The organism is Neobacillus sp. B24, assembly GCF_055381825.1.
The window spans coordinates 2,076,022-2,090,162 of the sequence record NZ_AP035777.1 but is presented as its reverse complement, the minus strand read 5'-3'; the positions used below and the strand labels follow the sequence as shown (position 1 = coordinate 2,090,162).

Below are 14,141 nucleotides of genomic sequence, written 5' to 3'. Positions count from 1 at the left end.
ACTTGAGACGCTCCCTTTTTTCATTATTAAACTTACATATCCCAAAGGAATATAAGCAATGTGCCGAACACGGTGATTAAGGCCATGGCAATCATAAAATAAACTTTACTATAAATGATCCATTTATCATTCGTTTCACCAGCGTGCATGAACACCACCAGCTGCAACAGTGCTTGAACAAATGCTGTAATAATTAGGACTGTCAAACCTTGTGCAAATGACAAGTTAAGATAATAAACCGTCAGAGCAGCCGCCGTCAGGACTAAGGAGAAGACAAAGCCCATTATTTGTTTTCGCGGAAATAATTCGCTCATCTTACATCATTCCTTTCAAATAGATGAAGCTGAAGATAAAGATCCAGACGACATCCAGGAAGTGCCAATAAAGTGAGAAGATAAAGGATTTATTCGCTGTTTCCGGTGTTAAGCCACGTTTTTTCACCTGCAAGAGGATGGCTGTTCCCCAGAATAATCCGAAGGTAACGTGCAATCCGTGTGTTCCTAATGTCGTCATTAGCATGGCAGTAAACGCACTTGTCTGCAATGTTGCGCCATCATGGATATAGGTGAGAAATTCATCAATTTCAAAGCCTAAGAACACTAGACCAAGAAGAAGTGTAATCACAAAGAAGGTCATCATTGCTTTTTTGCGTCCTATACGCATGGCATGAACGCCAAGACCAATTGTGAAGCTACTAGTCAATAAAACAAGCGTTTCAATCAGCACGGGAGTAATTTCAAAAATTTCTGCTCCGCTAGGACCGCTGCCGGTTCTATTCTCTAATGTAAAGTAAGATGTAAACAGTGTCGCAAACAGCATAATTTCAGCTGCAATGAACACCCAAAAGCCAAAAATATTTAGTCCGTTCTGTTTTGTACCATATTCTAATGGCAGCGAGTGATCCACTTTCATTAGTTAACACCTCGCAATTTTGTTTCAGTTTCTTTAATTTCTTCGACAGAAATATAACGTCCATGGTCGTTTTCAAATGAGCGGTAAGCCATAAATGCAAATATTCCAAGTAAAGACAGAATAGCCGGAATCCAAAGAGAGAATACCATTGAGAATCCAAAGACAAAGAATATCGCGCCCATAATGAATGGTGCTCCGCTGTTATTTGGCATGTGGATTTTTTCCACTTTACCCGGGAACAACTCGTGACCTTTTTTCTTAGCATCCCAGAATGCTTGACTAGAAGCCACTTGCGGCTCAACAGCAAAGTTGTATTCTGGTACAGGTGTATGTGTTGCCCATTCAAGTGAGCGGGCATCCCATGGATCGGCACCAATATTTCTTGGTGAATAACGGACACTGTAATACACGTTGTAGACAATTAGGGCAAAGCTGAGCGCCATAACGCCTGCGCCTACAAACGAAACCATATTTAATGGTCCATAACCAGTTGCTTCGGAATAAGTGTACATACGGCGCGCCTGCCCATCCAAACCTGTAATGTACATTGGGAAGAACGCTAAGCAAAAGCCGATGGAAAGGGTCCAGAATGACCATTTACCGATTTTTTCATTTAGCATAAAGCCAAACATTTTTGGCCAATAATACGTAAGACCGGCCAGCATCGCAAAAACAACACCAGGAATAATCGTATTATGGAAGTGAGCTACTAAGAACATTGTATTATGGTACTGGTAATCAGCGGCTGACATCGCAAGCATAACCCCGGTTACCCCGCCAATAACAAATAGCGGAATGAAACCAAGTGAGTAAAGCATTGGTACCGTAAACCGGATCTTCCCTTTCCATAACGTGAATAACCAGTTAAAAATCTTGACCCCTGTTGGAACAGCAATCATCATCGTTGTAATGGAGAAGAAGCTGTTTGACAGTGCTCCCTGCCCCATAGTAAAGAAATGGTGCGCCCAAACCATACAGGAAAGCCCTGAAATAATAACCATGGATGCAACCATTGATTTATATCCATATAAGTTGCGTCCAGAAAATGTTGAAATAATTTCACTGTAAATACCAAATGCAGGCAAGATGAGGATATATACCTCAGGGTGTCCCCAAACCCAGAACAGGTTGGCCCACAGCATATCCATACCGCCGTTTGTAGTGGCAAAGAAGTGGGTTCCAAATAATCTGTCCATCGTACCCATCGCAAGTGCTACAGTAATGACAGGGAAAACTGTAACAACAATTAGGTTCGTTACTAGTACAGACCAGGTAAACATCGGCATTTTCATTAAAGTCATACCTGGTGCTCTCATTTTCATAATCGTTGTAATCATGTTAATACCGGTCATAAGCGAGCCGATACCGGAAATTTGAATCGCAATCATATAATAGTTCGTTCCGACATGTTCACTGAAATCATTCCCTGCAAGCGGGAAATAAGAAGTCCAGCCTGCATCAGGTGATCCGCCGATAACAAATGAGATATTAAACAGCATTGCCCCAAAGAAGAATAGCCAGAAGCTTAATGCATTTAATCTTGGGAATGCTACATCTCGAGCACCAATTTGCAGTGGGATAAGATAGTTCATAAAGGCAAAGATAAAAGGCATTGCCATGAACATGACCATGATAACCCCGTGTGTGGAGAACACTTCATTGTAATGCTGGGCATCAAGCAATTTATTATCTGGTACAGACAGCTGGGCACGCAGCATGATGGCGTCCACACCGCCCCGGAATAACATAATTAAGGCAGAGATTAAATACATAATCCCAATTCGTTTATGGTCAACAGTTGTTAACCATTCACGCCATAGGTAGCCCCATTTTTTAAAATAGGTCAAGCCTGCAATAATTGCCACTACCGTCAGACCAATTGCAACCATCGAAGCATAGATTGCAAGACTTGGATTCGGTATGGCAAATCGTTCGAAGAATTCCATCCTTGATAAACTCCTTTCAGAGATTACTATTTTTCCGTTCATGTGTTTATCGTTTTATTACAAAGCGATTAATGGCCAGACATATCCATGTCCATATCCATGTGTGAATCATCATGGCCTTCTTCCTGTTCCGGAGATTCGGAGTGATTGTGTTCCGGAGGAGGATTAAAGCCTAAATGGGTACCGGTAAAGGTCATCTGTCCAAGATGTCCAGGTTTCAGTAAATCATTAAATTGGGCTTCCGTTAATGGCTTTGCCGTTTTTCTAACATCTTTTACCCATTCGTCAAAATCATCTTGAGACATAGCGGTTACGTTAAACGTATTTTCTGCAGTCCCTTTCCCACTGAAGTTTGCGTTACGACCCATCATTTCGCCTGGTTGATCCGCAGCTAAGTGCAGTGTGGTTACCATATTGGACATGGCATACTTTTGTCCGCCCAGCTGAGGAATCCAAAAGCTAGTTATTGGTCCATAAGAATATAGCTTAAATTCTACTGGACGATCGGTTGGAATGTATAAATAATTGACCGTTTCAATATCTTGCTCCGGATAACTAAAATGCCATTTCCAGTTGGATGAGGAGGCGTAGATCACTAATGCTTCTTTATCCTGATACTTCTGTGGTTTGGCTTCGACAATGTAGTTACTTTGCACAGAGACAAACGAAAAGTAAGTGACAATGATAACCGGAATTCCGACACAAATAAGTTCAACCCATTTATTTCCTTCAATGTGTGGCGGTTCATAATCCGGACTTTGTTTTGAAGCGCGGTATTTAATCAATACATAAATTAAAATCGCAAAAACAACGACTACAATAAATGACATTATGCCAATTGATAACATAATGTCACGGGCTTGCCTTTCAGCCTGCGGCCCTTTTGGATCCAGAACCATTAGCGGTTCGCAACCTGTAAGCACGGTGACAATAGAGAAAATTAGCATTAATATTGCCGGTTTTACCTTCATGCTAGTACCCCTTTCTTTATTTAAAAAAGTTCCTTTTGTTAGAAATTTTTTTGTTTGTGATTTAAATCACATCTTCATTGCTATATTAATATCAAACTACTTTAAATAACACCCTTTTCAAAGATATGTCACTAAATGTTCATAAAAGGTTCGACATTTTGTAAAAAAGGGTGCTTTTCTTTTGCATTTTTGACGGGGAATTATTTTTAACGATAAAATCATAGCGGTAATACTTTCCAAGAATAATAACAGAAACCGGAGGGGTAATAAGATCAATCACCTCTTCGCGATAATGTTCAAATTGTGTTTGGCTATGGTACCCAAAATCTATCGAACCACGAACAGGTTACTGACTTTTCCAATAAAATGAGATTACTAAGAGACATTCAATTTGGAGTGGTTTTTTTGGGTGCAAGCAATGGAAGGGAATTTGTGGAGCGGATCCATCAATTGAATACGGAAATATGGTTTAATGGGAAAAGGATTGAAGGTGAATTATCCAAGCATCCTGCATTCAAAGGGCTTATTGCCACAAAGGCTTCCCTTTACGATTTACAGTTCAGACCTGAGTTAAAAGATCATATGACCTATTCTTCAGAACTAACTGGGGAACCAATTGGTGTTTCATATCTGCAGCCAAAAACGGTGAATGATTTAAAAAGACGGAGAACAGGAAGTGAAATTTGGGCAAGGCATACGAATGGGATGTTGTGCAGAAGTCCTGATTATATGAACAGTGTTATTATGGCTTTGGCTTCTTCCTCGTCCGTATTGGAAGGCAGAGAAAATTGTTTTCCGGAAAACATTCAAGCTTTATATGAACGGGCAAAAAACAACGACCTTTGTTTCACCCACACTTTTATTACCCCGCAAGTCAATCGGTCCTTAATTAATCTAACTAGTTCACAGGAACCGATAGCGGCAAAGGTGGTAGAAAGAACGGAAGATGGCCTGATTATTAAAGGGGCGCGTTTGCTGGCCACACAAGGCGGAGTGACGGACGAGGTCCTGGTATATTCCGCGGGTGGAATAATGGATGAGGATGAAGCATTTGCGTTTTCCATTCCTTCTGATACAAAAGGTCTGAAATTTATTTGCCGCGAGTCTTTTGTAGGTGGGGAGTCGTCCTTTGATTATCCACTAAGTTCACGCTTTGAGGAAATGGATACTATTATCGTCTTTGATCATGTGCTTGTACCATGGGAGCGGGTCTTTTTCTATGATAATCTTGATGCTGCAAGAGATTTCCTTCAGCTTAGTTCGTTCCATCATCATGCCACACATCAAGTGATTACGAGACAAATTGTCAAAACAGAATTTTTGCTCGGCCTTACAGACATGCTTGCAAAAACCATTAATGTTTGTGGTTACCAGCACATTCAAGAAAAACTAGCGGAAATCATTATTGGACTTGAATCGATGAAAGCTCTGTTAGCAAAATCAGAGATAGATGGAGAATTGGATGAGTGGGGATATATGCGGCCAAGTATTGTCCCACTAAAGACAGCCAGCAACCTGTTTCCAAAAATTTATCCGCGCTTCGTCGAGATCATTCAGTTAATCGGTGCGAGCGGGATGGTAACATTGCCGAAGGAATGTGATTTTGATTCCCCGATTAAACAGGACCTAAATCAATATTTGCAAGGGACCCATACAAATGCTGAAGACCGTGTTAAGCTATTTCGATTGGCCTGGGATTTAACGATGAGCCCGTTCGGTACCAGGCAGACTCAATACGAGCGCTATTTCTTTGGAGACCCTGTCAGACTGGCCAGCCTTTTATACAATAGCTACCCAACGGATGAGTATCGAGACCGTATTACTGACTTTTTATCTCTATCCAAAAAAAGCGATCAAAATTGATCGCTTTTTCTAAAGATATTAATAGGTTAAGGCGCTTACCTATTGATTCGTCCCCAAAAAAGAAAGCACGCAATTTCCGGCGTGCCCTTTGTTACTGCATTTGTAATTTTGATAGAAAAGGTCTCCCATTCTCCCAAATAACACTAACGGGAAGACCAAAGAATTGTGAAAGCTGTTCTCCGGATAACATTTGATTTGTTTCACCTGCTGCAAAGACCTGACCATTTTTTAATAACAAGGTTTTATTGAATATAGGCAATATCTCTTCCACGTGATGGGTAACGTAAATGATGGTTGGGGCCTCAGATTTCTTTCCAATCGTCGTAATTGATTCGAGCAAATTTTCACGTGCGATAAAATCAAGTCCGTTTGTCGGTTCATCTAAAATGAGTAGAGAAGGCGCGGACATTAACGCACGGGCAATTAACACCCGCTGTTTTTCCCCTTGGGATAACGTTTCATAGTTTCGGTTGGCGTACTCAAGACAACCAAAATCCTCCAAGAGAGTAACCGCTTTTTCTCTGATTTGATCAGTAGGTGTCTCATAGAGTCCAATCGAAGCAAAAGCCCCGCTTAACACCACTTCAAAGGCATTATCACCTCGATGAAATTTTTCCTGGAGAGATGATGAAACAAAGCCAATCTGCTTCCGCAGCTTTTCCCCAAGATAGGTTTTACCGAACTCCATTCCCAGGACGTTGATCCTTCCTTTTGTTGGGAAATAGTATGCATTTAATAGATTTAAAATGGCTGTTTTTCCCGAACCGTTTAATCCAAATAGCACCCAGTGCTCCCCTTTGTTTATTTGCCAATTCACCTCTTTTAATATCCACTTTCCATCTCTTACGAATGAAACATCCCCTAGTTGTAAGATCATTTTTATTCTCCTCTACCAACTATTCTAATAAATAAAATAGTATCAAAGTTTTTAGAAAATAAAAACATTTTAACTTAATAAACCCGGTAAGTTTACATACTATACAAAAAATACGTTCCATTTTCTTTCGACAAATTCGAATAGCGATAAAAAAACCAGCCTTCACTGGTGAAAAGCTGGTGTTTGTATTCCTCTCTCTATTCTGCTAATGCACGATATTTCCCGCTAAAATAAATGAGTGGTTCGGAATTCGATTCGTCTATGTTAATTTCTTTAACCTTGCCAATAAACAAAGTATGGTCTCCCTCAACATGCTCCGCTGATACCTCACAGGCAACCTGTACCAATGCTCCTGGCAAAACAGGTATCCCACTGAGACGATCGAACACTATTTCTCGGTGTTCTTTTATCTGTTTAGCGAAAATCATCGACTCTTCCTGTTGATCTGCAGAAAGAATATTGATGGAGAACGATTGGCTCTCCTTTATCTTTTCAAGCATTTGTGCTTTTTCAGCAATTGAAACAACAACAAGTTTCGGATCGAGCGATACTGACATGAAGGCATTTGCCGTCATTCCATGTACGTTCCCGTCAACCTCTGTTGCCACCACAGTTACACCTGTGGCAAACTTCCCCATCGCATTTCGAAATAATCGATCATCCAATTTCGTACCCCTCCTGTATAAATCATTCATTAATGACTATGTTTCTTTCTAGTCTAGCATAACAAATAAAAGTTCAAAAAGCTTAAGTCGAATTTTATCTTTATTTTTTGTGAAACTCCTTATAAACTAAATAAAGAATGTCTTTTGGAAGAGGTGAAACCGTGACATTTCCTGTATTAGAAACAAAAAGACTAAAATTAATAGAAATTACCCAGCATCACGTGGACAGCCTGTTTGAGGTTTTTTCATCAGAAGAAGTAACCAGGTTTTACGGTTCCGAACGCTTTACCCTGCCGGCGGAGGCAGTAAAATTAATTGATATGTTTCAGAAAAACTATCTGGAAAGACGAGGAATTCGTTGGGGAATTAAGCTGAAGGAAAATCAAAAGATCATTGGAACGCTTGGTTTAAATGGATTGCAGCTTAAAAATAAACGGGCGGAGATCGGTTATGAACTTCATCCCGGCTTTTGGAGGAATGGGTATGTCTCCGAGGCATTGGAAGAAGTTTTGCGCTTTAGCTATGAGAAGTTGGATTTATTTCGGATTGGAGCAGTTGTTTTTCCGGGAAACGAGCCATCATTAAAGCTTCTTGAGAAATTTGGCTTTACCAAAGAGGGACTGCTCAGGGGCTATATCCAGCAAAATGGTGAGATTCACGATACCTATTTATTGTCCTTATTAAAAACGGAATGGGAAAAAAGCCAGGTGTATTAGCCTGGCTTTCTTTACTCTTCGAAATAATCCTTGAATTCCTTCGGGTCGTTTATCTCTGAGTTATCATAGTATGGGTTATTCTCTGTAACATCTTTTGGATCAAGATTCGTTTTGATGACCAGCATTGCCCCTGAAGGACTTTCAGCAATCATTCGATCATTTAATTTATCAAAATCTGGCATCTCCTTATTACCAGGCTTTTTTGGCTCCATATGATTACACCTCCTAAAAATAGGATGCTGATTTTACCTTGTAAACATGCACTTTAGATACCTGCCGTATTCATTAAGACAATTCTCCAGCCATCAGGGTCCTCAATCGTAACCCCGCCTCGGCCCCAATACGGATTTTCCGGCGCGACCTCATAGTATCCCATTACTGCCAGTTTATCTACGATCTGACGAAGCTCAAATGTATTGGGGATATAAAAAACAAGCAAGTGTTCCTTCGTCGGCTTTGGCAGTTCCATCCTATCTTGGGATTGAGTGAACTCCAAATGATAGCTGTTACCGGGGGCACCAAACATCACCCCATCATATCCGTCATGGCCGCAAAATCCGCCTATTTTCTTAAGCCCAAGACCATTTTGATAAAAGTCAACAATCTTCTCCAGTTGATTGGTCGGCCTTGCAATCCTTAATTGCACTGCCGGGACACCAGCATTCCACTCCTTTCGCATTATTATTTCATAGGGTAAATCCTGATGAACAAAATGGCCCTCCTCCACACCCGATACGATTGCCTTGATTGGGTGAATCGTGGCTCTGCGTTCAGTCGGATACCAGTTTCGTCCCTCCTTTACAAGGACAAAAACTCCTTCTTGATCCCCATAAAAAGCAAATGTTTCATTTGTGCTTTTTTGTTGGTCCTGAATATATGGCCCCAATTTATTTTGCATATCACTAATTTCTTTTACCGGCATACCGATTTCGCCGATATCGTACCAACCAAAATCCGGTGCGTCGCCCTCCCAATAAAAAGGACGTTCCAAAAGTTCAAGGATATTTCCATCAGGATCTGTGAAATACGCCTGTTTTCCCTGCCAAAACAGGCTGAATTCCCCTTGCTCATCCGGCAATAAGAGATTTTTTTTCATAAGCTTTTGATACATATGGTCAAAGAAATGGGAACAGGTCCGAAAGCAAAGATGATAATATGGTGTTTTCGTATCTTGTTCAAACACTAATTTCGATGTGCCTGCCATGACACTAAAGTAGGATTCTGACTCACTAATGATGGGCATCTCTAACGTTTCTGTATAAAACCTTTTCATTTGTAAAATATCAAAACATCTCACATTTATCTGGTAAATTTTCATGTTCACTCCCCCTTTGCTTTTATCGTATTGTAAAAACTTTTATAAGAAATAGGCTATAGAATCCTATTATAGAGGGCTTTATAAGCAAAAAAATTGCCACCCCCTTAAATCTAAGGATAATTGAGGTTACCACACTCTCAACAACCTAGATAGGAAGTGACAATTTGTACCCTCAAATTATAACCTATTTATTAACTTTTATTAAGTACCAAGAACAAATAATTCGAACATTACTTACCCTTCTTATTGGGAAGGGGATGTTTGAAAAGCCTGAGGAAAAACCTGTAAATAAACCTTATCGTAAACTCCAGGTGGATGATCTTCCGATCATCGAAACCATTCAGAAACTTGATTACCGAAGCCTCCTAACCGAATACCTGGAGAAGAACGGTAAACAACTAAAACCTGTTCAAAGGCGTTCGAATACAAAGGCATGTGTGCCCAAGTCAATGAAATGTCCGCAGTGTGGTGCTCCAGCGGATTATCTTTATGCCAATAATGGAGGCAAAGGACAGTTTCAATGTAAGGTGTGTGCCTGTCTTTTCAATGATAAAAATCGATATTCGAAGGAGGCTATTTTGAAGTGTCCTCATTGTTCTAGGACCCTTGAGAAAGTCAAAGAGCGAAAAGACTTTGACGTGTACAAGTGTAAAAATAATGACTGTTCCTACTACCAGCAGAAACTGAATGGCATGTCTGCGAAAGAGAAGAAACAGTTTAAAAAGGATCCACAAGCCTTTAAATTAAGATATATCTTCCGGCAGTTCCACATTGATTTTCAGCCATTGTCAAAGGCTTCTCCTAAGAAACCAAAGGTTGACTTGGCCAGGCTTTATGTGTCGCCACATACATTGGGGCTTATTTTAACCTATCACGTTAACTATGGCCTTTCGGCCCGGAAGACAGCTGCACTCATGAAAGATATCCATGGTGTTTCTATATCGCATCAAAGCATTTTAAATTACGAGAACGCAGTTGCATTAATCCTTAAACCTTACGTAGACCACTATCCCTACGAGCTTTCTGATCAGTTCTGTGGGGACGAAACCTATATTAGGGTTCAAGGTCGTTGGCATTACTTGTTCTTCTTCTTTGATGCGGTAAAAAAGATCATTCTGTCTTATCCAGTGTCAGCAAATCGAGATACAGCGACAGCAATCCGTGCCATTGATGATGTCCTAATGAAATTTAAAGAGATTCCGGAAGATCTTACATTTGTGGTGGACGGCAATCCGATATATCTCTTAGCCCAACACTTTTACGCCCAGCATGATATTCACTTTGACATTACTCAGGTCATTGGGCTTACCAATGAAGATCCTGTATCAAAGGAGTATAGGCCTCTCAAACAAGTGATTGAAAGACTCAATCGCACATTTAAGGGCAATTATCGCTCAACACACGGGTTTGGGTCCGAACATGGGTCTGTTTCGTTTGTGACGCTTTTTGTGGCTTACTTTAACTTTTTACGGTCTCACTCAGCGTTAGAAGGTAATGTGCCAGTGGTTAATCCAGAGCTCTTACTGCGACCGAATATGCCTGCACGCTGGACTAAATTAATAGGTTTAGCTCAAGATTGGATCATTGAACAAACAGTCTAACTTTTTGTTTAGCAGAGCCCTTGAACCCACTAGCAACCGGCGAAGCGAACTCTTGACAAACCGAACTTGCCAATGGTTTAAAATGGAAATACCAAGGGCTATTTGGCATGCCTTCTTTTTGTCCCCGTCGCCCTTGATAAAGGAATCTCAAACCATTGGCGTGTTTGTCAAGAGCGGTTGCGGGGCCGACGCACCCAATATGTGGAAAGGAGCCTAACCCCTTAAGGAGTTTTCATAGAACTTTTGACACTACCGCTTTTATTATAGCTATGAATTTCTGTTGTTTTGTCAGTCTTTAGTCTGATGTTACCCCCATCCATTTTATGAAAAAAAGAAAAAACTAGGAAGCAAAAACCTCCTAGTTTGAATTATTCTTCTTCTCCGCCGACCAAGAAATCCGGATTCAGTTCCTCGAATTCCTCATCATCGACGTCCATGCACCATTCATCATCATCCTCTTTGCATCCTTCAGGATTTACCCGGACGCAAATTTTCGTTTCACCGATTACCTCGACCAGGAATTCCCTTTCCACATGAACAATGATTCTATTGCCATTCGGGGAAATTACGGCTTCACAGGTATTTGGCTGCTGCAGAACTTTGGCCACAATTTCGTGGTCATCCATGCAATCATGGTCACGGTATTTTAACTTAATGACATCAGTATATTGAACCCGTTCTGTAACTACTTCAGTTCTGGTGTTATCGTTAAAGGAGTACCAAGTATTGATGTCATAAGAGCCGTGTATCTCAACTGTTTTACCAACTTTTTTCGCATTATATTTATGGTTGATAACCCAACAGCCGAGAACGCTTGATGGACTATGTGCCGGGCTAATCGTATGATTGGACTGGGTAAATTTACGTCCTTTCGCTACTACGGCCTTCGCAAATATCTCTCTGTATTCTCCCATTTCGCGCGAACCCTCCTCATTCAGTTTCATTTCATCCTATGCGAATGTCTAGACTAGTGTGATATATAATCTGTGATTACTGGAAAATCTTTAACTCATGCTTTATCTTATGCGGGATTAATAGGTGTGTGCCTTGGAAGGATATTTTTCAAAAGAAGAACAGTCGAGGAGGAATGTTCATTTAAAGGGCATAAATCAAGGTTATAAAGAAAAAAGCCAGGCCCGATTAGGCCTGACTTAATCATTAATGATCGTGATCACAATCGTCATGTCCCGCGCATTCTCCGCCGCCATTTTCCATGCCGGCACCAGTTTCCCCGCGCAATACATCTCCACCCGTTGAAACAATAATTTCATCAGTAACGGTATTGGAAATTGTTGAAGCAATTAATTGAAGCAATTCATTTACATCAACTTGTGATTGCTTAAATTCTTTCACTACCGGAATATCATCCAGTTCTTGTTCAATTGCAGCAATCTTTTCTTCAACCTTTTTTAAAGCTTCTGGCTTGCCATAATGCTGCAAATTGACTGCTTGCTTCTGCAGTCCCTTAATATCAGAAATCAGCATGCTCACCTTTTGGTTGCCATGGATCGCTGCCTCTGCTCGCTTGAAAAAATCTACTTCCTCTGTCTCTGCAATCATACTTGCCAAATCTTTTGCTCGAGCGACGATATCGTCTTTTGTATATTTCGCCACTTTAATTCACCTCTGCTGGTTCAAGTTCTTCCACCATTTCTCCGTTTAATGACCATGTTCTTGCTTCTTTAATTTTTACTTTTACAATCTTTCCAATCGCCGATTTTGGACCGACAAAGTTTACGAGTTTGTTCTTGGTTGTATACCCAGCCAAAACATCTGAGTTGTTTTTGCTTTCCCCATCTACAAGAACTTCAACAGTTTGACCCACGTATTTTTTCATCGCTTCAGCCGAGAGTTCATTAACAAGGCTGTTTAAACGCTGCAGGCGCTCCTTCTTCACTTCCATCGGAACATTATCCTCCATTTTGGCTGCTGGAGTACCTTCGCGCGGAGAATAAATAAACGTATACGCTATTTCAAACCCTACTTCTCGGTAGAGCGACATCGTTTCTTCAAATTGTTCGTCTGTCTCATTTGGGTAACCAACGATAATATCCGTCGATAATGCTACATCAGGAATCGCGGCTTTAATTTTTCTCACAAGCTCCAAATATTGTTCTCTTGAATACTTACGAGCCATAATCTTTAATACATCAGTTGAACCAGATTGAACAGGCAGATGAATATGATTCATCAAATTGCCGCCCTTGGCCAATACTTCTATTAAACGATCATCAAAGTCACGAGGGTGGCTTGTGGTAAAACGAACCCGCGGAATATCGATTTTACGGATTTCCTCCATTAAATCGCCCAAACCATATTTGATATCTTCAAAGTCTTTACCGTAGGCATTGACGTTTTGACCAAGCAAGGTAATTTCCTGATATCCTTGTGACGCCAGATGGCGGACCTCCTGGATGATTTCTTCAGGACGGCGGCTGCGTTCTTTTCCGCGGGTGAATGGCACGATGCAGTACGTACAGAATTTGTCACAGCCGTACATGATATTTACCCAAGCTTTGATATTGCCGCGGCGTTCTTTTGGAAGATTCTCGATAACGTCACCTTCCTTAGACCATACCTCGACAACCATTTCCTTGGACATATAGGCTTCTTGAAGGATGTTTGGTAAACGGTGGATATTATGAGTTCCAAAAATCATATCGACATGCTGATAGGTTTTTAGAATTTTGTTCACAACAGACTCTTCCTGAGACATACATCCGCATACACCAAGCAGCAAATCAGGCTTTTCCATCTTTAATGCTTTGAGATGGCCAAGTTCCCCGAATACTTTATTCTCGGCATTTTCACGAATCGCACATGTATTGAGGAGAATCACATTGGCATCTTCCGTGCTGTCGGTTGGTTCATAGCCTAATGCTAAAAAGATCCCTGACATTACTTCCGTATCATGTTCGTTCATTTGACAGCCGTAAGTACGGATATAAAACTTGCGGCCTTGACCCATTCCGCGAAATTCTTCCGGGATGGCAAAATCGCTATGATACTTTACTTCTTCTTTACCGCGCTTTTTAGCATCTTTCAGTGAAGGTGCTGTTATAACTCGTTCAAAGTATTTGCTGTAATCCTTGGCGGATTTTTTGTCCGAAGAATTAACAGTCGCTACTTGCTGACCTTCTAATCGTTGCTTTTCATTCATGTGTTCGGTAACCCCTTTCTTTGGATCTGACTTCTATTAGATTACGTTTTGCCACTTTTTTCCTGTGCAGTTTTTGTTCATAAGCCGCACATTATTATAGTATAAAGGTTTG

Annotated in this window: 14 protein-coding genes; 3 read left to right on the top strand and 11 right to left on the bottom strand. The window is 40.8% G+C overall.

Features of this window, described 5'->3' with window-relative positions; all coding sequences use genetic code 11:
• Nucleotides 1-32 precede the first annotated feature (32 nt).
• The 4 genes from qoxD to qoxA all read right to left on the bottom strand — a co-directional run bounded on the left by qoxD (nucleotide 33) and on the right by qoxA (nucleotide 3,829).
• The gene (qoxD, locus tag ACZ43M_RS10425; RefSeq protein ID WP_464507335.1) at nucleotides 33-314 is read right to left on the bottom strand and encodes a cytochrome aa3 quinol oxidase subunit IV; all 282 of its coding nucleotides are present in this window, start codon (nucleotides 312-314) and stop codon (nucleotides 33-35) included.
• Nucleotide 315: 1 nt separating this feature from the next.
• Entirely contained in the window at nucleotides 316-912 is a 597-nt protein-coding gene (gene qoxC / locus ACZ43M_RS10420) for a cytochrome aa3 quinol oxidase subunit III (protein WP_464507334.1), read from the bottom strand.
• Nucleotides 912-2,858, bottom strand: a complete 1,947-nt coding sequence (gene qoxB, locus ACZ43M_RS10415) for a cytochrome aa3 quinol oxidase subunit I (protein WP_464507333.1) — start codon at nucleotides 2,856-2,858, stop codon at nucleotides 912-914. Before qoxB ends, qoxC begins: the two co-directional genes overlap by 1 nt.
• 68 nt (nucleotides 2,859-2,926) lie before the next feature.
• On the bottom strand, nucleotides 2,927-3,829 hold the full coding sequence (qoxA, locus tag ACZ43M_RS10410; protein ID WP_464507332.1) for a cytochrome aa3 quinol oxidase subunit II: 903 nt from the start codon (nucleotides 3,827-3,829) through the stop codon (nucleotides 2,927-2,929).
• A gap of 405 nt (nucleotides 3,830-4,234) precedes the next feature.
• Between qoxA and hpaB the strand changes: the two genes are divergently transcribed.
• Nucleotides 4,235-5,692, top strand: a complete 1,458-nt coding sequence (hpaB, locus tag ACZ43M_RS10405) for a 4-hydroxyphenylacetate 3-monooxygenase, oxygenase component (protein ID WP_464507331.1) — start codon at nucleotides 4,235-4,237, stop codon at nucleotides 5,690-5,692.
• A gap of 91 nt (nucleotides 5,693-5,783) precedes the next feature.
• Here the strand turns inward: hpaB and ACZ43M_RS10400 are convergent, their stop codons facing one another.
• A complete protein-coding gene (locus tag ACZ43M_RS10400) occupies nucleotides 5,784-6,569 on the bottom strand; it encodes an ABC transporter ATP-binding protein (RefSeq protein WP_464507330.1) in 786 nt (261 codons plus the stop codon).
• Between the two features lie 197 nt (nucleotides 6,570-6,766).
• On the bottom strand, nucleotides 6,767-7,234 hold the full coding sequence (locus ACZ43M_RS10395) for a flavin reductase family protein (RefSeq protein ID WP_464507329.1): 468 nt from the start codon (nucleotides 7,232-7,234) through the stop codon (nucleotides 6,767-6,769).
• A gap of 161 nt (nucleotides 7,235-7,395) precedes the next feature.
• On the opposite strand from ACZ43M_RS10395, the gene ACZ43M_RS10390 reads away from it, so the two are divergent.
• Nucleotides 7,396-7,950, top strand: a complete 555-nt coding sequence (locus ACZ43M_RS10390) for a GNAT family N-acetyltransferase (RefSeq protein WP_464507328.1) — start codon at nucleotides 7,396-7,398, stop codon at nucleotides 7,948-7,950.
• Nucleotides 7,951-7,961: 11 nt separating this feature from the next.
• Here the strand turns inward: ACZ43M_RS10390 and ACZ43M_RS10385 are convergent, their stop codons facing one another.
• Both ACZ43M_RS10385 and ACZ43M_RS10380 read right to left on the bottom strand, forming a co-directional pair.
• On the bottom strand, nucleotides 7,962-8,162 hold the full coding sequence (locus ACZ43M_RS10385) for a hypothetical protein (protein WP_464507327.1): 201 nt from the start codon (nucleotides 8,160-8,162) through the stop codon (nucleotides 7,962-7,964).
• Nucleotides 8,163-8,215: 53 nt separating this feature from the next.
• The gene (locus ACZ43M_RS10380) at nucleotides 8,216-9,268 is read right to left on the bottom strand and encodes a VOC family protein (protein WP_464507325.1); all 1,053 of its coding nucleotides are present in this window, start codon (nucleotides 9,266-9,268) and stop codon (nucleotides 8,216-8,218) included.
• Nucleotides 9,269-9,432: 164 nt separating this feature from the next.
• On the opposite strand from ACZ43M_RS10380, the gene ACZ43M_RS10375 reads away from it, so the two are divergent.
• On the top strand, nucleotides 9,433-10,869 hold the full coding sequence (locus ACZ43M_RS10375) for an IS6 family transposase (RefSeq protein WP_464504863.1): 1,437 nt from the start codon (nucleotides 9,433-9,435) through the stop codon (nucleotides 10,867-10,869).
• A gap of 368 nt (nucleotides 10,870-11,237) precedes the next feature.
• Here ACZ43M_RS10375 and ACZ43M_RS10370 read toward each other — a convergent pair whose 3' ends face one another.
• From ACZ43M_RS10370 to miaB, 3 genes are all read right to left on the bottom strand, one after another.
• Entirely contained in the window at nucleotides 11,238-11,783 is a 546-nt protein-coding gene (locus ACZ43M_RS10370) for an outer spore coat protein CotE (RefSeq protein ID WP_464507324.1), read from the bottom strand.
• Nucleotides 11,784-12,027: 244 nt separating this feature from the next.
• Entirely contained in the window at nucleotides 12,028-12,483 is a 456-nt protein-coding gene (locus ACZ43M_RS10365; RefSeq protein WP_464507322.1) for a YlbF/YmcA family competence regulator, read from the bottom strand.
• 1 nt (nucleotide 12,484) lies between these two features.
• Complete coding sequence (gene miaB / locus ACZ43M_RS10360; RefSeq protein ID WP_464507321.1) at nucleotides 12,485-14,029, bottom strand: tRNA (N6-isopentenyl adenosine(37)-C2)-methylthiotransferase MiaB; 1,545 nt, start codon at nucleotides 14,027-14,029, stop codon at nucleotides 12,485-12,487.
• Nucleotides 14,030-14,141: the final 112 nt, after the last annotated feature.

What these genes read in the sequence shown, in the direction of transcription:
- qoxD (WP_464507335.1), bottom strand. Translation starts at nt 314, where the DNA reads ATGAGCGAATTATTTCCGCGAAAACAAATAATGGGCTTTGTCTTCTCC.
- qoxC (WP_464507334.1), bottom strand. Translation starts at nt 912, where the DNA reads ATGAAAGTGGATCACTCGCTGCCATTAGAATATGGTACAAAACAGAAC.
- qoxB (WP_464507333.1), bottom strand. Translation starts at nt 2,858, where the DNA reads ATGGAATTCTTCGAACGATTTGCCATACCGAATCCAAGTCTTGCAATC.
- qoxA (WP_464507332.1), bottom strand. Translation starts at nt 3,829, where the DNA reads ATGAAGGTAAAACCGGCAATATTAATGCTAATTTTCTCTATTGTCACC.
- ACZ43M_RS10400 (WP_464507330.1), bottom strand. Translation starts at nt 6,569, where the DNA reads ATGATCTTACAACTAGGGGATGTTTCATTCGTAAGAGATGGAAAGTGG.
- ACZ43M_RS10385 (WP_464507327.1), bottom strand. Translation starts at nt 8,162, where the DNA reads ATGGAGCCAAAAAAGCCTGGTAATAAGGAGATGCCAGATTTTGATAAA.
- ACZ43M_RS10380 (WP_464507325.1), bottom strand. Translation starts at nt 9,268, where the DNA reads ATGAAAATTTACCAGATAAATGTGAGATGTTTTGATATTTTACAAATG.
- ACZ43M_RS10370 (WP_464507324.1), bottom strand. Translation starts at nt 11,783, where the DNA reads ATGGGAGAATACAGAGAGATATTTGCGAAGGCCGTAGTAGCGAAAGGA.
- miaB (WP_464507321.1), bottom strand. Translation starts at nt 14,029, where the DNA reads ATGAATGAAAAGCAACGATTAGAAGGTCAGCAAGTAGCGACTGTTAAT.